Genomic DNA, 16,995 nt, shown 5'->3' on the forward strand with positions numbered 1-16,995 from the left:
TGCGGTTTCTAGTTTGTCAGCCGGAGCGAGTTGATCGAGGCGGCGATCTTCGAGAAGGCATTGGTCAGCTCGTCCGAGGTGATGTCGTAATAGAACCCGTCCCCCGAAGAGCAGGATTTCAGCACTGCGGCACCGTCCGAGGGCGCATCGACCGCGAGTGTATAGATCAGGATGTCATTGGCCTTGGCCGCCGTACAGACCGCATCAAGGGCGGCATCCTTTTCATGCTGGTCATCGGTGATATTGCTGTAGGTCGCGGCCCGTTCAGATTGCTCCGAGAAGAGTTCGTAGATCTCCTTGCTCGATTTATTGGCCCCCAGCGCATCGTAGAGCGGTTTCATGAATGTCTTGATGACATATTCATGCGGCACGCTGTTCCGGCTCCAGACGGTGCTCCATGCAATCTGGCGCAAGGTGCCGGGGCTATTGGTGGTCGACCACTGGCCGCTATAGGGCGAGCCCGATTTGCGATACCATTGCGAGCCGTATTTGTAATACCAGTAACGGTCGGAATACCGGTAATAGAGATTGGCGTCGATCGCGGTCATATTGGCAAAGAGCGCGTTATAGGAGTTCTGGTCCGTGCCGAAGGCGGTCGAGGACGCGGTGGAATAGAAGAAAGATCCGCCGGAGCGATAGGCCGATTTGATACTGTAAGAGCCGGTATTCTGGCCATCGGTCATCAGCACCATCACCTTGATCGCGCGGTCATTCGAGGCCTTCGACCCTGTCAGATCATACGCGTAGGGGCGGGCGGACAGGTCGGAGCTGACCGCGCCCTTGTTGATCAGGCTGTTGACAATGGGTTTGGCGGCAGGGTCCAGCAGCGCCAGCCCCCAACGTGCCCCGACATCGATTGCCGTATCGCCGCCGGCCTGCAAGCCGGAGATCTTGTTCTTGATGGCCGTTTGCGAATTCGAGAATGGCAGCACGGTGGCATAGCTGTTTTGCGGGCAGTTCAGGACGCTGATTTCGTCGCTGATATACCGGTCGTCGTTATATTGGCGCGTGTAATCGAAACTGTCGCCATACATCGTGCGCTGGATGGGCGTGGTGGGGCTGATGGCGATGCTGGAGCTGGGCAGCAGGAAAACATCGCCGCAGGTGGTCTGGGTCTGGTCGGTCGAGAGGTTGAACTCGTCGGCAAGCGTGCTGCCCAGCACCACTTGCTGGTTATAGGGGATGATCGAAATCGAGAGCCTGCCCGCCGGAGCGGAGGCCGGCTGAACCTTGGTGAACATCAGGTCGACAAAGGTCGAGGCGCTGCTGCGCAAGGCCGAGATACGGGTGGTGTTCCGGCCCACCGAAGTGCCCATAGACCCGGAGACGTCCAGCACCATCGAGACTTCGACATTGCCAATCGCCTCGGTGGCTTGGCTTGAAATATGGGTGGATAGCGTCTTGATGCCGATCTGGCTAAGCTTGCCCATGAAGCTGGTATCCATCGTATCGACCGCATCGATACGGACCTGACGCCATTCGCCCCATGTGCCCTGTTCAACAGTGACGGTGGTGTCCAGCCCGTCAAGTCCGGCCTTCTTGAGATAGTCCTCGACCACCAGTTTCGGATCCAGATCCTGGCTGAGCGAGGCCGCCGCCAGAGATGCGCGGTCGAGAGCTGCCAGAATTTCCGTGCGCCGTGCCTCGAACCGCATGAAATCCAGTGCGACGCCGGACAGCACCAGCAGCACGGTCAGCAGCACGATGGTCATGGGGAGGATGGCGCCGGTTTCATCGTGATGCAGGCGCAGGGGCCGCCGCAGGCTCCGACGGGCGAGACCGGTCAGACAGGGGCGGCGATGGGCCATAAGCAAACTCCGGAAACTGGAACAGGGACTGCCGGTCAGCAGCAAACATTCACAAGTTCTTAATCTTTAAGCTGCGGCGAAATTGGGGCAATTCTCGGGCGGGATTGGTGCGTATGGAAAAGATGGCCTGAAATGATTGCGATTGGGCGAATTTTGCCATGATAGTGTTTAGGATTTTCTATAATTTGTAACCGCTTGCGGGGAGACGCGGCATCGGATGGCGAATCATCCTTCCGTGAAAATCCACTGCGTGTCGCAAACATTTTTTTGCGTGGACAGGGGGGCTGCCCCTCTGGACAGGGGCGCAAACTGGGCCGATATACTCTGTATGAGCTTGCCACCCGGATTCCTTGATGAACTGCGTACGCGCATCTCGATCACTCAGGTGGTCGGGCGCAAGGTCATGTGGGACAATCGCAAGTCCAATCAGGCCAAGGGTGACATGTGGGCCCCTTGCCCCTTCCATCAGGAAAAATCCGCGTCTTTCCATGTGGATGACCGCAAGGGATATTATTACTGCTTTGGTTGCCATGCCAAAGGGGATGCTGTTACTTTCGTGCGTGAAACCGAGAATGTCGGGTTCATGGAGGCCGTCGAAATTCTGGCGCGGGAGGCAGGCATGCAGATGCCTGCCCGAGATCCGCGCGCACAGGAAAAGTCGGACCGTCGCACCGAGCTGGCCAAGGTCATGGATGAGGCCGTCAAATATTATCGCCTGATGCTGAATACGCAGGCAGGGCAGGCCGCGCGCGACTATCTGGCCAAGCGCAAGCTCGACCCCGCCGCGCAGGCGCGCTTCGAGATCGGTTTTGCGCCGGATGGCTGGCAGGGGCTTTGGGATACGCTGCGGGCCAAGGGGATTGCCGAGGATCTGATCTTGGGCGCTGGGCTGGCCAAGGCGTCGACCAAGGGCAAACAGCCCTATGACGTCTTCCGTAACCGCATCATCTATCCCATCCGCGATCCGCGCGGGCGCTGCATCGCTTTTGGCGGGCGGGCGATGGACCCTAATGATAATGCGAAATATCTGAACTCGCCCGAGACCGAGCTCTTCGACAAAGGGCGTTCGCTTTACAACCACGGACCTGCGCGCGAAGCCTGCGGCAAAGGTGCGCGCTTGGTGGTCTGTGAAGGCTATATGGACGTGATCGCGCTGGTCGAGGCAGGCTTTGGCGGCGCGGTGGCCCCTTTGGGCACAGCGGTGACCGAACATCAGCTGCAACTGCTATGGCGTATCCATGACGAGCCGGTGATCGCGCTTGACGGCGATACGGCGGGCATTCGGGCCGCGCATCGGGTGATCGACCTTGCCTTGCCGCTTCTGGAGGCGGGCAAGGGGCTGCGTATCGCGATCATGCCGGAGGGGCAGGACCCCGATGACCTGATTAAGGCCAAAGGGCGTGAGGCGATGGCCGAGGTGCTCGAGACCGCCCGTCCGATGATTGACCTGATGTGGAACCGCGCGATCGAGGGCAGGGTCTTTGACAGCCCCGAGCGCAAGGCGGCTCTGGATAAAGAGCTGCGCGCCGCGATCGCGCAGATCAGGGACCCCTCGATCCGCGCGCATTATGGCGAGGAGATCAGGGAAAAACGTCTGGCTCTTTTCGGAATGGGCCGCGGCCGCGACGAGGGCGGCGGCGGGGCCTCGCGTGGGAATTATCCACAGGCTTACCAACAGGGCTCTGGGGGTAACTTCCGCCGGAGTTATCCACAGGGGCGCGGGGCTTGGGGAAAACTGCCCGCATTGCCGCTGGAGCAGACCCGCAATTCCATGCTGGCCGTGGCGCAGGATGCTGCCGTGGCCGAGCGTCTGCGTGCCGCGATGGTGCTGGCGATCTGCGTGTCGCATCCCGCGCTGGTGGCGGAGTTCGAGGCGCAGTTGGAAAATGCGCCGCTGGCGGATCCCGATCACGACCGTTTGCGCAATCTGATGCTGCGAAATCTGGGGGCAGGGGCCGAAGAGATGGCACGGCTCTTGCAAAATCAGATGGGGGACTATCTTGAAAAAATGATGAGATTGCCCCATCTCCGAAGCGCACCACCTGTTGTGAAGGTGACAGATACGGCACTTGCGCGTATGTGCTTGGCCGAAGAACTGGCCAAACTGGATGCAGACCGTGCTGTACGCGCCGAGGTGGAAGATGCGATGGAAGACTTGGAGGGCGCCGCCGATGAAGGGCTCACATGGCGTTTGAGCCAAGCAACGCGACAAAGACAGAAGGCGTCGCGATCCAAGCTGGACGATACGAGTGATATGGGGGAGGACAGGGCAGCCCTCTCCGCCTATTTGCAATCGGTGATCGATCAAGAGATATGGCGGAAGAAAAAATGACGCCGTGATGCAACGCCCTGAATATGATCGATTCACCCCTCTGTGATTCGGTTCAATGATTCGATAAAACAGCGGGATATGATTCGTTCCCGCCCTAGCCGTGCTACAGCCCAAGCCGATCAAGGAGCGCCCATGGCCGCCAAAGACATCGACGATAACAAGCCTAATACCGCCAGCGACGATGGTACGTCCTTCGACATGTCGAAGACGGCGGTCAAACGCATGATCGCCGAGGCCAAGGAAAAAGGTTACATTACCTATGACCAGCTGAATGCGGTCATGCCGCCCGATCAGGTATCGGGCGACCAGATCGAAGACGTCATGTCGATGCTGTCCGAAATGGGCATCAACGTGATCGAGGACGAAGAGGCCGATGAAGACGGCTCTGACGATAATAACAGCTCCTCGGGCGGTGCGCTGGCCACGACCGGTGGCGGCTCGCGCGAGGTTGCGCTGTCCTCCGGTTCGGGCGAGACGCTGGACCGCACCGATGACCCCGTGCGGATGTATCTGCGCGAGATGGGGTCGGTCGAACTGCTGTCGCGCGAAGGCGAGATCGCGATTGCCAAGCGCATCGAGGCAGGCCGCAACACGATGATCGCGGGGCTGTGCGAAAGCCCCCTGACCTTCCAGGCGATCACCATCTGGCGGGACGAACTTCTGGAAGAAGATATTCTTCTGCGCGACGTGATCGACCTTGATGCGACTTTCGGGCGCTCGCTTGATGAAGAGGGCGAGGATGACGAGCCCGTGGTCGGCACGATGGGCGAAGAGCAGCCGCGCCAGACCGAGAAATCGCAGGAATTCGATGCCGACGGCAATCCGATCGACTCGGATGACGAGGATGATGATGACGCGCCGAACATGTCGCTTGCCGCTATGGAAGCGACGCTGAAGCCGCGTGTCCTCGAAACGCTCGAATCCATTGCGCTGCTTTATGACGATCTGGCCGAGATGCAGGATATGCGGATGTCGGCCACGCTGAACGAGGATGGCACTTTCTCGGTCTCTGACGAGGCGGCCTATCAGAAGAAGCGTTCCGAGATCGTCGAACTGGTGAATTCGCTGCATCTGCATAACAACCGGATCGAGGCGCTGATCGACCAGCTTTACGGCATCAACCGCCGTATCATGTCGACCGACTCCGCGATGGTGAAACTGGCCGATCAGGCCCGTATCAACCGCCGCGAATTCATCGAATCCTATCGCGGATACGAGCTTGACCCGACTTGGGTCGATGCGATGGCCGCCAAGCCCGGACGTGGCTGGCAGGTCCTGATGGAGAAATATCGCGACAAGGTTGAAGACCTGCGTGGCGATATGGCCCAGATCGGGACCTATATCGGTGTGGATATCACCGAGTTCCGCCGCATCGTGAATCAGGTGCAAAAGGGCGAGAAAGAAGCCCGCGCGGCCAAAAAAGAGATGGTCGAGGCCAACCTGCGTCTGGTGATCTCGATTGCCAAAAAATACACCAACCGTGGTCTGCAATTCCTCGATCTTATCCAAGAGGGGAATATCGGTCTGATGAAGGCTGTGGATAAGTTCGAATACCGCCGCGGCTACAAGTTCTCGACCTATGCGACATGGTGGATCCGTCAGGCGATCACCCGCTCGATCGCGGATCAGGCGCGCACCATCCGTATTCCGGTCCATATGATCGAAACGATCAACAAGCTGGTCCGCACCGGTCGCCAGATGCTGCACGAGATCGGCCGCGAGCCGACGCCGGAAGAACTGGCCGAAAAGCTGCAGATGCCGCTGGAGAAAGTCCGCAAGGTGATGAAAATCGCCAAGGAGCCGATTTCTCTGGAAACCCCGATCGGGGACGAGGAAGACAGCCAGCTGGGCGATTTCATCGAGGACAAGAATGCCGTGCTGCCCTTGGACAGCGCCATTCAGGAAAACCTCAAGGAAACCACCACGCGGGTTCTGGCCTCGCTTACCCCGCGCGAGGAACGGGTTCTGCGGATGCGCTTCGGCATCGGCATGAACACCGACCACACGCTGGAAGAAGTGGGTCAGCAGTTCTCGGTGACCCGCGAACGTATCCGGCAGATCGAGGCGAAGGCGCTGCGCAAGCTCAAGCATCCGTCGCGCTCGCGCAAGCTGCGGTCCTTCCTCGACCAGTAAGCTATGTGGCCTGAAACGATTGGTGGCCCGCTAGATCGTATCGCGCGCGTGGTGGAAGCTGCGCGCGCGGCGCATTTTAGCGAAGAGGTCGTGCTGGAAAATGCCCATTGGGGCGAAGACCTGGATGCGCGCTTCCCGTGGGAATGCGGGGTGATCTATCTGATCGAGGATCTGGGTGACCCTGCCGAGACCGCCGAGGCCTTCACCCGCTACCGCCAGAACCTGACGCCGCAGAACCGCCACCGGTTGAAGATCCTGCAGCCCACCGGCAGCGGGTCGCAGGTGCTGCATGTGGGGGCCTGTAGCCGCAATCTGCGCGGTGCGCTGCGTCAGCATGTGATGTCGATCACCGCCGCCACGCCTGCGCTGAAACTCAGCTGGTGGTTTGCGCCGCGCCCCTACCGTATCCACCTGCGCCGCTATGATGTGGAGCCGCCCGTGCTGGATCTGATCCGCTCGGCTATGGTCGAGGATCTGCGCCCCGCTTTTGCCTGATCCGCTCGGATTTTCTGCAATGCAGCAAAAACGGAGTGGCATTTTTCGCAACTTTGGGCATGATACGGTCATCCTATCTGGTTTGGTTTTACGATGTTTCAGGGCAGAGGCTGCGGCGTTTGCGATCCAATTTCAGGACATGCCACCACGGGAGCAGACAATGTTTTCATTGAAGGGGCAGAAGGCGCTGGTTGTCGGGGTCGCCAACGAGACCTCGATCGCCTATGGCTGCGCGCAGGCGCTGCGGGCGCAGGGTGCCGATCTGGCGATAACCTATCTCAACGCCAAGGCTGAGCCCTATGTTCGGCCTCTGGCGCAGGCGCTCGGGGCCGAACTGATTGCACCGCTGGATGTCGGGATGCCGGATCAGATCGAGGCGCTGTTTGCGCAGATCACGCAACAATGGGGGCGGCTTGATACGCTTGTGCATTCTATCGCCTTCTGTCCCAAAGAGGATCTGCATGGGCGGGTCACCGACTGTTCCCGCAGCGGATTGGCGCAGGCGATGGATATCTCGGTGGGCAGCTTCATAGAGCTGGTCCGCCGTGCCGAGCCGCTGATGGAAGGGGGCGGCACCTGTATGACCGTCAGCTTTTACGGCGCCGAGAAGGTCGTGCGGGATTACAATATCATGGGGCCGGTCAAGTCGGCGCTGGAATCTGCGACACGCTATATGGCGGCAGAACTGGGGCCGAAGGCCATTCGCGTGCATGCGCTGTCGCCCGGGCCGCTGAAAACCCGCGCAGCCTCCGGCATTGCCCATTTCGACGAGATGATGGAGGCCGCCAGCGCCCGTGCGCCCACCCATCAGCTGGCCACCATCGAGGATTGCGGGGCCTTTGCCGCCTTTCTGGCAAGCCGCGAGGCCGCCAATCTGACGGGCGGGCTGCATTATATTGATGGCGGGTTCAATATTACGGGCTAGGCAGCAGGTGCGGGGCGTTTATGGCAGCATTTGTGGCGGCGACCCGAAAAAGCTGCGGGCGTCCCGTTACAGGTCGGGGAAGCGCAGGCTTGATCGCGCGGCTCGGAGCACCAGCCGCAAGGCGGCATTCGGCCGTGGGTTTGGCGGTTGCCATTGGCTGGAGGTCCGCGAAACCGGCATTGGGGTACAGGTCCGGAGCCTCCGGCCCTGCTGCTCTCAGCAAGCGCGTGATCCGTAATCGGGCCCTTGTCACGATAGGGGAGATTCCCCCCCCCAGATCTCGCAAGGAAGGTCCAGTGGCAGGGGCATCACGGCTGCTGGATCGGGGGGGCTATGGCCGGAGGTGCATCTCCGGCACTTCGCCTGCATGGATCAGCGGGGCCTCGGTCTGGGCTTCGATCTCGGCCACACTGACGCCGGGGGCGCGTTCCAGCAGATGCAGGCCGTTTTCCTGTGGCGCAATTACCGCGAGTTCGGTGACAATCAGGCTGACACGACGTTCCGCCGTCAGGGGCAGGGTGCATTCGGTCACGATCTTGGCCTCGCCCTTGGCAGAATGCTGCATGGCGACGATGACCCGTTTGGCCCCCGCCACCAGATCCATCGCCCCGCCCATGCCGGGGATGCGCTTGCCGGGCACCATCCAGTTGGCCAGATAGCCGCGCGCATCCACCTGCAGCCCGCCCAGCACGGTCACATCCAGATGGCCGCCACGGATCAGCCCGAAGCTCATTGCGCTGTCAATCGAGGCCGCCCCCGGCACGGCGGTCACAAAGCCGCCCCCCGCATCGGTCAGATCGGGGTCTTCCATCCCGTCTGGCGGACGCGAGCCAAGGCCGATCACGCCGTTTTCGGCCTGAAAGAACACATTCATTTCCTGCGGCACATAGCTTGCCACCAGCGACGGCAGCCCGATGCCCAGATTGACCAGCGATCCGGGCTGGATTTCCTGTGCGACACGGCGGGCGATCAGTTCCTTGGCATCCATCAGTGCAGCCTTTCCAGCAGGTGGTCGACCAATACGCCCGGGGTCTTGACCCCATCGGGCGGGATCGCGCCCACAGGCACGATCAGCCCCGGCTCGGCGATCACCGTAGTGGCGGCCATCGCCATGACCGGATTGAAGTTATGCGCGGTCATCGAATAGGTGAGATTGCCGACATAATCGGCCTCATGCGCGGCAATCAGGGCAAAATCCGCCGCCAGCGGCTTTTCCAGCAGGAATACCTTGCCGTCGATGGTCAGGACCTCTTTGCCCTCGGCGATCTTGGTGCCCACGCCCGTAGGCGTCAGCACGCCGCCCAAGCCTACGCCCGCGGCGCGGATACGTTCGACCAGAGTGCCCTGCGGCACCAGTTCGACCTCGATCTCGCCCGCGATCATCTGGGCTTGGGTCTCGGGGTTCAGCCCGATATGCGAGACAATCGCCTTGCTGATCGCGCGGGCCGTGATCAGCCGGCCAATACCGTCATCGGGGCGGGCGGTGTCATTGGCGATCACGGTGAGGTCCTTGACACCGGCTGCCACAAGGGCATCGATCAGGCGGCGCGGCGTGCCCACGCCCATGAACCCCCCGATCATTACAGTGGCCCCGTCAGGGACAAGGGCTGCGGCTTTTTCGGCAGTCAGGGCGGGCTTCATGGCGATGTCCTCCGGTCTCGCTGCGGGCGATATGTCAAATGAAACGTCTGAAATAGGTGCTTTGACTATTCTCGAAGAGCCCGCATATTTCAACGCATGATTGACCGGATGTGCAGGAGGGGCGCATGGCCCCCCTCCTTCATGCGTAATTATAGCGCATTGCGGACCGTGACGGCCATCGGTTCGGTCGGGTGGCCCAGCAGGCGCGACAGATCCTTCGAGCGGTCGTCGAGCCAGCCTTCGCCCGCACGTACCGAGCTGTCGACCAGCACGTCGGCAAAGCCGTCCGGAATGCCTGCGCCCACAAGCGCGGCCTTATACTCGGTGGGGGGCAGGTCGATATAGGTCACAGGTTTGCCGGAGGCCTGCGCGATCATTCCGGCCAGTTCCGCGCCGGTATAGCTTGCATCGCCGGCCAGTTCGTAGATCTTGCCTGCATGGTCGCCGCCTGCAAGCACGATTGCGGCGGCCTCGGCGTAATCGTGGCGCGGCGCAGAGGCATAGCGGCCTGTGCCGGAGGCCCCGATCATGGTGCCATTGGCAAGCGCATGATCCAGCCCCGCCAGCATGTTCTCCGAATACCAGCCATTGCGCAGCAGGGCATGCGGCACACCCGAGGCCGCCAGTGCCTCTTCGGTGGCCTTATGCTCGGCGGCAAGCAGCATGGGCGAGCGATGGGCCTGCAGCAGCGAGGTATAGGCAACAAAGCCCACGCCCGCCGCTTTGGCCGCAGCAACCACATTGCCATGCTGGCGGGCGCGCTGGCCAACTTCGGACCCCGAGATCAGCAACAGCCGGTCGATCCCGTCAAATGCCTTGGTGAGCGCGTCGACATCGTCATAAGAGGCAATGGCGGTGTGGTAGCCCTGTGCCGCCAGCGCCGAGGCCGCATCCTCGCGGCGCACCAGCGCGGTGATGTCGGCTTTCGGGATGCGCGCCGACAAGGCGGCCAGAACATGTGTGCCCAACTGCCCCGAGGCACCGGTGATCATATAGCGCATTATCTTTCCCTTCGGTTGCAACAAGAGTATAGGTCTCGGATAGAGACCTTTTCCTGCGCTGTGAAGGAGGCAGGTTTTCGGTACAAGGTAACAGGAAGGGAACCCCATGCTGCAAGAACGGCTGTTCGATCCTCAGGGGCGTGATCTGGCCGATTGTCCGGTGCGCCATGTGCTGGACCATCTGGCGGCGAAATGGACCACGCTGATCGTGCTGGAGCTGGCCTCCGGCCCCCGCCGGTTCTCGCAGGTATCAAAGGCGCTGCCGGATATCTCGAAGCGGATGCTGACCCAGAGCCTGCGGGATCTGGAGCGCGACGGGCTGATCCGGCGCACGGTCTTTCCGACCAAGCCGCCCAGTGTGGAATACGCGCTGACCGCGATGGGCCAGTCATTGCTGCCGCCGCTTCTGGGGCTGATCGAATGGGCGCAGGCGCATGAGGTGCAGATTGCAACGGCGCGGCGGGCCTATACGGGCTGAGCGGATGTGCGGGCTAAGGCTTCCCCTTGGCCTCCGGTCTTGCTATGCCGGAACCATTATAGCTTCGAGGTGAATATGTCCCGCAAGATTATGTCTTTGCTCGGTCTGCTCGTGCTCTCTGCCTGCGTGGTGGATGAAAACGGGCATCCGGTATTTGCGACCCGCCCGACCGGGCCTTCGATGGATCAGGCTGGCACCTGTTTTCTGTATGTCGAAGATGCCAAGGACGGCACCTATAATCTTGTGAACGGCATCGGCAATGGCACCAAGACCCCGCTGGCCACGCGCCAGACAGGTCTGGATGCGGCGGCTTTGGATGCGGCTTGGGCAAAAGAGCGCAAGATCATGGATATCAACCCCGAATGTCTTGCGATTTCGGCGCGTGATCGCAGTGCGGCGCGTCCGGTTTCGGGCTAAGCGGTGACAGTTCGCGGGCGGCGGGGGCCTATGCTGGCCCTGCTGGTGGCCGGAATGCTGGCGCAGCCCCTGGCCGCGCAAAGCCTGCTGGATTGCCGGATCGAGGGGAAGGCGGCGCAGCTGTCGCTCACGCTGGAGGGCGGGGTGCTGACCTATCGTTACGGGCCGCAGGCCGCCCCCGATCTGGTGCTGACCCGTCCGGTCGAAGAGGTCACCTATCAGCCCTGGCCCGGTGTGGGCGCGACCATCTGGGAGCAGGTGACCCTGACCAATAAGGGCGTCGATTACAGTGTTTTCGATTTCGTCGAGCGCGCTGTCCAAGGGGATGAGGTCCGGCTGGCGCGGGGAGCGGGCGTGGATGTGTCACGCGGGGGGCAGCCGCTTGCGCGACTGGACTGTGCCGGTACGCCCGAAGCCGATTTTTCCGCGATCGGCGAGGCGCTGATTGCAAAAGGGTATTGCCATGCGCCGGACGGCTGGCATTTGGGCGCAGGAGGGTGGTTCTGCCAATGAGTACACGCGAATTCCGGATCGGCACGAGGGGGCAGGGGCTATACGAATTTACCCGCGACGTGGCCGAATGGGTCGAGGAGGACGCGCCCGATGAGGCCGTGCTGACGCTGTTTCTCCGTCATACCTCGGCCAGTCTTGTCATTCAGGAGAATGTCGACCCCGATGTGCAGACCGATCTGCACGGGTTTTTCAACAGGCTGGTGCCGCCCACAACCCATCCCAGCCAGTCCTGGATGGTCCATACCTATGAAGGCCCCGACGATATGCCCGCCCATGTGAAGGCGGCGCTGCTGCCTGTTTCCTTGCAGATCCCCGTGGTCGCGGGGCGGATGGTGCTGGGCACGTGGCAGGGGATTTACCTCTTTGAACATCGCGATCAGCCCCATAGCCGCCATGTCTTCGCAATGCTGCGCTGAGTCGGATCGGCCACAGGTTCCGCCTTCCCGTATTTGGTAGACGCACTTTATGGCTACCCAATGATTCGCGTCTCGCCTATAGTCTTGTGGATAAGTGGGGCATGAGACCCCATAGAGGCGGATTTTACAGGAAAAGGGGGACGCGATGCGCTGCCCGTTTTGCGGAAATGTTGATACCCAGGTGAAGGACTCGCGTCCGGCCGAAGATCATGTCGCGATCCGGCGCAGGCGTTTTTGTCCCGCATGTGGCGGACGATTTACGACCTATGAGCGAGTCCAGTTGCGCGATTTGGTGGTGGTGAAGACCTCCGGCAAGCGTGAGGATTTCGACCGTGACAAGCTGGAGCGTTCCATCCGGATCGCCATGCAGAAACGTCCGGTCGAGCCGGAACGCCTTGACCAGATGATCTCGGGTATTGTGCGGCGGCTGGAAAGCATGGGCGAGACGGATATCCCCTCCAAGACAATCGGCGAGATTGTCATGGAAGCGCTCGCCCGTATCGACACGGTGGGCTATGTCCGCTTTGCCAGTGTATACAAGAATTTTCAGGAAGCGGATGATTTCGACAAGTTCGTATCGGAACTGCGCCCGGGCGCGCCGGACTGATGCAGCCTGACGAACGATTCATGCGGTTGGCTTTGTCGCTTGCGCGGCGGGGTCTTGGCAATACATGGCCCAACCCTGCGGTGGGCTGCGTGCTGGTCAAGGGGGGCGTCATTGTCGGTCGGGGCTGGACCCAGCCGGGAGGCCGCCCCCATGCCGAGCGCCGCGCATTGGCGCAGGCAGGCGCGGCGGCCCGAGGGGCTACGGCCTATGTCACGCTGGAACCCTGCTCGCATTATGGCAAGACCTCCCCCTGTTCGCTGGCCCTGATCGAGGCCGGTGTGGCGCGGGTGGTCTCGGCGCAGACAGACCCCGATCCGCGGGTTGCCGGACGCGGCCATGCGATGCTGCGGGCGGCGGGGATTGCTGTCACGGAAGGCACATTGGAGCCCGAAGCGCGGGCGCTACAATCCGGTTTTCTGTCACGGATCGAACATGGGCGGCCTTGGCTGGCCTTGAAGCTGGCCACGTCCTTCGATGGCCGGATCGCCCTGTCCAACGGGCAGAGCCAATGGATCACCTCGGCGCAGGCGCGTGCCCATGTGCATGCGCTGCGCGCCGAGTTCGATGCGGTCATGGTCGGGGGAGAGACGGCCCGCGCCGATGATCCGCTTTTGACCGTGCGCAATTTCACGCCCGTTCAGCAACCCGTGCGGGTGGTTGCGGCCTCGCGGCTGGACCTGCCGCGCGCCCGATTGGCCGGTTCGCTGGATCAGGCGCCCCTGTGGCTGGCACATGGGCCGCAGGCCCCTGAACAGGCGCGCGCCTATTGGCAGGGGCGCGGGGCCAATCTGTTCCAAGTGCCGCTTGCCGAAGGCGGGATGGACCCGCATGCGCTTTTGCAGGCGCTCGGGGCAGCTGGGCTGACGCGGGTTTTCTGCGAAGGGGGCGGGCGCTTTGCCGCTGCGCTGATGCGCGCGGGGCTGGTGGACGAGCTGATCGGCTTTACGGCTGGGATGGTTCTGGGCGGCGATGGCCGTGCCGCGATCGGTGCGATGGGGATCGCGCAGTTGGCTGGGGCACCGCGCTACCGGCTTGTCTCTCAGCGCGAGATCGGCGGCGATGTGCTGCATCGCTGGCGGCGCGATTAACGGCGGACCGGTTTCGCAAGATCCTGCAGCCTCGACAGGAGGCGAAGGGAAAGCCCTGTGCGCAGAGGCTGGGCCAGCCGCTCTACTGCGATTTCGGGCGGACAGGGCAGGCCGGTCAGCGGGTCCATATAACGCGGATAGGCAATCAGCGCCGCATGGGCCAGTTGCCACAGGTCGGGCCGTGCCTGACGGCGTGGGGGCTGTGGCATCAGATCGCGGGTCAGGCCCCAGCCCGCATAGAAGGGCATCCCCAGACAGGTCACAGGCTTGCCGCGCAGAAGGGCCTCGAACCCCATCAGCGAAGTCATGGTCCAGACTTCGTCACAGGCCTCGATCAGCGCAATCCCGTCGGTCTTTTGGCACACCAGATCGGCCAGCCGCGCCAGATCATCGGCGGGCACGCTGCCTTTGCGCAATCCCGCCTCGACATCGGGATGTGGCTTATAGATGATCACGGCATCCGGATTTTCGGCACGGGCGCGGGTGAGCAGGGCCAGATTGCTGCCGGTTTCGGGGCTGCCCATGCGGATCGAGGCATCATCCTCGACCTGACCGGGCACAAGGATGCGATGGCCGCGCGGCAGGGCGGGGGCGGTGCCTGCAAGATTGTATTTCGACAGCCGCGCCTTGCGGATGTCGCGCAGCAGCCGCTCGATGCGCAGCCGGTCGTGATCCGGCAGCGGTTGCGCGATCAGTGCTTCCAGATCGGAAGGGGTGGTCGGGTCATAATAGATCCCCTGCCGATCCGTCACCAGAGACAGGGGGGGCGTCAGCTTGGCCCCCAAACCGCGCGAGCGTAAAAAGCCGTCCTCCATCCGCCACGCGCCGGTCGGGCGGTCGGGCTTGCTGGCCCAATGGACAGGCTGGCCCGCGCCTGAGCCTGAGACCGCGCCTGAACCTGAGCCAAAGCGCACCGGCCCGTATCCGCCATAGAAGCGGCGCAGGTGTTTGTGTTTCCAGCGGCTCATGCCGGTCATCGCATAGCCGTGGCCGTCCTCGCGATAGGCGCGGGTCTGGGCGGCAAGCTGGTCCACCGCCTCTTCGAAGCTGCACAGGCGCGCGCGGCAGGGGTCGAACCATGTGGGCGCAAGCAGATGCGAGACGGCAAAGATCTGGGCGCGTGTCAGGCGGCGCTCGCGCCGTGGAGGCGGGGCCTCGTCTTGGCTCAGTCCCCATCCGGCATAGAAAGGCTGGCCGAAAACGCGGGGGCGGTGCCCTGCAAGAATGGCCTCGTAGCCCATCAGGGACGACACGGTATAGACCGCGATCGCCCCCTCCAGCAGCGCCCAAGGGGAATGGGGGGCGGTGACAATCTCGGTCAGGGCATCGCCATCTGCGGCGCTGTAATGCCCCGCCCTGAAGCCTGCGCGGGTTTCGGGATGGGTCTTGATCAGGATGCGGGCCTTGGGGTTTTCGATCCGCGCCACGGCCAGCATTTCGCGGAAGGTGCGGGCGGAGGCCGCGCCATGCGTGATCGAGGCATCGCCCCGCGTCTGGTCGATGACCAGCACATAGCCCGGAGCGGGGGGCGGCAATGCGATGTCGAAATCGTTGTATTTCGAGAGGTCGAGCGCCTTGAGGCGGGCAATCCCCTGCCGTGCCCGTGCCAGAAGCGCCCCGTCATCCAGAGCGGCTTTCTGCAGCAGTCTTTCGATCCGCGAGGGGCGCGCGCCATCGAAATGCACCCCGACAGGGTCGATGATCAGCCCCAGGGGGGCTTCTCCTGCGCGCCCCGTGCGGACCGAACGCAAAAACGCATCTTCCAGCCGGATCAGCGTTGCGCCGGTTCGCGCGGCGACAGCCTCGCCGCGATTTGCATAGGGCGAGCGCCCCCAGACCACGACCCCGTCTTCGGCGCGGGGCAGGCCCAGATGCAGGCTATGGCCTGCCGCCTTCAAAATGTGGCGCAGACGCGGCTGACGCAGAAAGCCGCCGTTATAAAAGAAAAGCCGCCGGGGCACCCCGGCGGCCATATCCTCTGCATCAGACAGCGGCATTAATTGGCCAGATTGCTGATCGTATTGACCGGACCCAGCGACCCTGTCAGCGCCGAAAGCGTTTTCGACCATTGGACATAGGGTGCTTCGGTCACATAGACGGTATCGCCGTCACGGATGGCGAAATCGCGCGCCATGAACATGCCGTTGGGCTCGGTCAGGTTGAGCACATAGACCATACGCTGATCCCCCACGAGGTCATCGCGGCCCAGCACGGCGCGGGCGATCTCTTGCGGTTCGTTGCGGAACACGAAGACACCGGTCGGGTCGGCGGTCTGCGTCTGCAGGCCTCCGACGGTGGCAATCGCCTCAAGCGCGGAAAGGGTCTTGGTTTCGAAGGGCACGCGGGCTTGCGTGCCGGTGGCGCCGAGTGCGGTAAAAGCGCGGGTGTCCTGTTCCACAAGGATCTTGTCGCCATTGCGCAGCGCGATATCCATCTGTGGATTGTCGTAAAGATCCGACAGCCAGACAGTGCCGCTCTGGCCGTTTTTGCGCGTGACGGTGATTTTGGCGATATCGGGGTTGATCGACACACCACCGGCGCGGGCAATCATGGCCGAAAGCGTGCGGGTCGGGCGTTCGATCGCATAGACACCCTGACCGCCAATGGCACCGGTCAGCGACACGGTCGACCCGTCGCCTGCCACCCGTGACACGGCCACCTGCGGATCGGGGGTCTGGGCATCCAGCTTTTCGGTGATCAGGCGGCGCAGCCCGTCGGGGGTGTTCCCCGCCGCCTTGATACGGCCTGCATAGGGCACGAAAATATAGCCTGCGCCATCCACCTGCACCTCGGTGAGCTGGGTGGCGTTGGTGCCTTGCTGGACCAGAAGCCCGTCATCGACGTTTTCCCAGATGGTCAGCGAGAGCGTATCGCCGGCATTGATGGTATCCGACCCCAGAACGCCAGCGTTGCGGAAGCTCGAGGAGAATCCCAGAGCCGGCTGGACGGCGGTTGCGCGGGCAACATGGTCATTGACCGAGACGATGAAGGCATCGCCCTTGCGCATGACCGAGCCTGCAAAGATTTCACGCTTGTTCGGGCCCGAGCGCGGCAAAGCGCAGGCGGCCACGCTGAAGACCAACGCAGACAGAACCAGCACACGCGTGGCTTTGGAAAAATTCGTCGTCACTGCTCGAGCTC

General features: G+C 62.3%; 16 protein-coding genes. 10 read left to right on the forward strand and 6 right to left on the reverse strand.

Annotated features, from left to right (window positions below; all coding sequences use genetic code 11):
- Positions 1 to 8 precede the first annotated feature (8 nt).
- Complete coding sequence (locus WDB86_RS13850; protein WP_406736182.1) at positions 9 to 1,808, reverse strand: pilus assembly protein TadG-related protein; 1,800 nt, start codon at positions 1,806 to 1,808, stop codon at positions 9 to 11.
- 328 nt (positions 1,809 to 2,136) lie between these two features.
- On the opposite strand from WDB86_RS13850, the gene dnaG reads away from it, so the two are divergent.
- The 4 genes from dnaG to fabI all read left to right on the forward strand — a co-directional run bounded on the left by dnaG (position 2,137) and on the right by fabI (position 7,693).
- Positions 2,137 to 4,140, forward strand: coding sequence for a DNA primase (gene dnaG, locus WDB86_RS13855; protein ID WP_406736183.1), 2,004 nt, complete (start codon positions 2,137 to 2,139; stop codon positions 4,138 to 4,140).
- 132 nt (positions 4,141 to 4,272) lie between these two features.
- Positions 4,273 to 6,273, forward strand: a complete 2,001-nt coding sequence (gene rpoD, locus WDB86_RS13860; protein WP_406736184.1) for an RNA polymerase sigma factor RpoD — start codon at positions 4,273 to 4,275, stop codon at positions 6,271 to 6,273.
- 3 nt (positions 6,274 to 6,276) lie between these two features.
- On the forward strand, positions 6,277 to 6,768 hold the full coding sequence (locus WDB86_RS13865) for a hypothetical protein (RefSeq protein ID WP_406736185.1): 492 nt from the start codon (positions 6,277 to 6,279) through the stop codon (positions 6,766 to 6,768).
- A 160-nt stretch (positions 6,769 to 6,928) separates the two neighbouring features.
- Complete coding sequence (fabI, locus tag WDB86_RS13870) at positions 6,929 to 7,693, forward strand: enoyl-ACP reductase FabI (RefSeq protein WP_406721149.1); 765 nt, start codon at positions 6,929 to 6,931, stop codon at positions 7,691 to 7,693.
- A 331-nt stretch (positions 7,694 to 8,024) separates the two neighbouring features.
- Here fabI and WDB86_RS13875 read toward each other — a convergent pair whose 3' ends face one another.
- From WDB86_RS13875 to WDB86_RS13885, 3 genes are all read right to left on the reverse strand, one after another.
- On the reverse strand, positions 8,025 to 8,681 hold the full coding sequence (locus WDB86_RS13875) for a 3-oxoacid CoA-transferase subunit B (RefSeq protein WP_406721148.1): 657 nt from the start codon (positions 8,679 to 8,681) through the stop codon (positions 8,025 to 8,027).
- The gene (locus WDB86_RS13880) at positions 8,681 to 9,334 is read right to left on the reverse strand and encodes a 3-oxoacid CoA-transferase subunit A (protein WP_406736186.1); all 654 of its coding nucleotides are present in this window, start codon (positions 9,332 to 9,334) and stop codon (positions 8,681 to 8,683) included. The genes WDB86_RS13875 and WDB86_RS13880 overlap by 1 nt, the downstream gene beginning before the upstream one ends.
- Positions 9,335 to 9,483: 149 nt before the next feature.
- Entirely contained in the window at positions 9,484 to 10,335 is an 852-nt protein-coding gene (locus WDB86_RS13885; protein ID WP_406736187.1) for an SDR family oxidoreductase, read from the reverse strand.
- Positions 10,336 to 10,441: 106 nt separating this feature from the next.
- Between WDB86_RS13885 and WDB86_RS13890 the strand changes: the two genes are divergently transcribed.
- The 6 genes from WDB86_RS13890 to ribD all read left to right on the forward strand — a co-directional run bounded on the left by WDB86_RS13890 (position 10,442) and on the right by ribD (position 13,854).
- Complete coding sequence (locus tag WDB86_RS13890; RefSeq protein ID WP_339107918.1) at positions 10,442 to 10,813, forward strand: helix-turn-helix domain-containing protein; 372 nt, start codon at positions 10,442 to 10,444, stop codon at positions 10,811 to 10,813.
- A gap of 75 nt (positions 10,814 to 10,888) precedes the next feature.
- The gene (locus WDB86_RS13895) at positions 10,889 to 11,230 is read left to right on the forward strand and encodes a hypothetical protein (RefSeq protein WP_339107917.1); all 342 of its coding nucleotides are present in this window, start codon (positions 10,889 to 10,891) and stop codon (positions 11,228 to 11,230) included.
- Between the two features lie 30 nt (positions 11,231 to 11,260).
- Positions 11,261 to 11,743 carry a hypothetical protein gene (locus WDB86_RS13900; RefSeq protein ID WP_406721144.1) on the forward strand — a complete coding sequence of 161 codons (483 nt, stop codon included), beginning with the start codon at positions 11,261 to 11,263 and terminating at the stop codon, positions 11,741 to 11,743.
- Complete coding sequence (locus tag WDB86_RS13905; RefSeq protein ID WP_406721143.1) at positions 11,740 to 12,159, forward strand: secondary thiamine-phosphate synthase enzyme YjbQ; 420 nt, start codon at positions 11,740 to 11,742, stop codon at positions 12,157 to 12,159. The genes WDB86_RS13900 and WDB86_RS13905 overlap by 4 nt, the downstream gene beginning before the upstream one ends.
- A 145-nt stretch (positions 12,160 to 12,304) precedes the next feature.
- Positions 12,305 to 12,766: a transcriptional regulator NrdR gene (gene nrdR / locus WDB86_RS13910; protein ID WP_339107914.1), complete on the forward strand. Its 462-nt coding sequence runs from the start codon at positions 12,305 to 12,307 to the stop codon at positions 12,764 to 12,766.
- Entirely contained in the window at positions 12,766 to 13,854 is a 1,089-nt protein-coding gene (ribD, locus tag WDB86_RS13915) for a bifunctional diaminohydroxyphosphoribosylaminopyrimidine deaminase/5-amino-6-(5-phosphoribosylamino)uracil reductase RibD (RefSeq protein WP_406736188.1), read from the forward strand. The genes nrdR and ribD overlap by 1 nt, the downstream gene beginning before the upstream one ends.
- Here ribD and WDB86_RS13920 read toward each other — a convergent pair.
- Both WDB86_RS13920 and WDB86_RS13925 read right to left on the reverse strand, forming a co-directional pair.
- Entirely contained in the window at positions 13,851 to 15,851 is a 2,001-nt protein-coding gene (locus WDB86_RS13920; RefSeq protein ID WP_406736189.1) for a capsular polysaccharide biosynthesis protein, read from the reverse strand. The genes ribD and WDB86_RS13920 overlap by 4 nt on opposite strands.
- Positions 15,851 to 16,954 (reverse strand): polysaccharide biosynthesis/export family protein, encoded by a 1,104-nt coding sequence (locus WDB86_RS13925; RefSeq protein WP_406721682.1) that lies wholly within the window; start codon positions 16,952 to 16,954, stop codon positions 15,851 to 15,853. The genes WDB86_RS13920 and WDB86_RS13925 overlap by 1 nt, the downstream gene beginning before the upstream one ends.
- Positions 16,955 to 16,995 lie beyond the last annotated feature (41 nt).

The organism is Thioclava sp. GXIMD4215, from assembly GCF_045291555.1.
Taxonomy (GTDB): Bacteria; Pseudomonadota; Alphaproteobacteria; order Rhodobacterales; family Rhodobacteraceae; genus Thioclava; species Thioclava litoralis.

What these genes read in the sequence shown, in the direction of transcription:
- WDB86_RS13885 (WP_406736187.1), bottom strand. Translation starts at nt 10,335, where the DNA reads ATGCGCTATATGATCACCGGTGCCTCGGGGCAGTTGGGCACACATGTT.
- fabI (WP_406721149.1), top strand. Translation starts at nt 6,929, where the DNA reads ATGTTTTCATTGAAGGGGCAGAAGGCGCTGGTTGTCGGGGTCGCCAAC.
- WDB86_RS13850 (WP_406736182.1), bottom strand. Translation starts at nt 1,808, where the DNA reads ATGGCCCATCGCCGCCCCTGTCTGACCGGTCTCGCCCGTCGGAGCCTG.
- WDB86_RS13880 (WP_406736186.1), bottom strand. Translation starts at nt 9,334, where the DNA reads ATGAAGCCCGCCCTGACTGCCGAAAAAGCCGCAGCCCTTGTCCCTGAC.
- WDB86_RS13920 (WP_406736189.1), bottom strand. Translation starts at nt 15,851, where the DNA reads ATGCCGCTGTCTGATGCAGAGGATATGGCCGCCGGGGTGCCCCGGCGG.
- WDB86_RS13890 (WP_339107918.1), top strand. Translation starts at nt 10,442, where the DNA reads ATGCTGCAAGAACGGCTGTTCGATCCTCAGGGGCGTGATCTGGCCGAT.
- WDB86_RS13900 (WP_406721144.1), top strand. Translation starts at nt 11,261, where the DNA reads ATGCTGGCCCTGCTGGTGGCCGGAATGCTGGCGCAGCCCCTGGCCGCG.
- dnaG (WP_406736183.1), top strand. Translation starts at nt 2,137, where the DNA reads ATGAGCTTGCCACCCGGATTCCTTGATGAACTGCGTACGCGCATCTCG.
- WDB86_RS13905 (WP_406721143.1), top strand. Translation starts at nt 11,740, where the DNA reads ATGAGTACACGCGAATTCCGGATCGGCACGAGGGGGCAGGGGCTATAC.
- nrdR (WP_339107914.1), top strand. Translation starts at nt 12,305, where the DNA reads ATGCGCTGCCCGTTTTGCGGAAATGTTGATACCCAGGTGAAGGACTCG.
- ribD (WP_406736188.1), top strand. Translation starts at nt 12,766, where the DNA reads ATGCAGCCTGACGAACGATTCATGCGGTTGGCTTTGTCGCTTGCGCGG.
- WDB86_RS13895 (WP_339107917.1), top strand. Translation starts at nt 10,889, where the DNA reads ATGTCCCGCAAGATTATGTCTTTGCTCGGTCTGCTCGTGCTCTCTGCC.
- WDB86_RS13865 (WP_406736185.1), top strand. Translation starts at nt 6,277, where the DNA reads ATGTGGCCTGAAACGATTGGTGGCCCGCTAGATCGTATCGCGCGCGTG.
- WDB86_RS13875 (WP_406721148.1), bottom strand. Translation starts at nt 8,681, where the DNA reads ATGGATGCCAAGGAACTGATCGCCCGCCGTGTCGCACAGGAAATCCAG.
- rpoD (WP_406736184.1), top strand. Translation starts at nt 4,273, where the DNA reads ATGGCCGCCAAAGACATCGACGATAACAAGCCTAATACCGCCAGCGAC.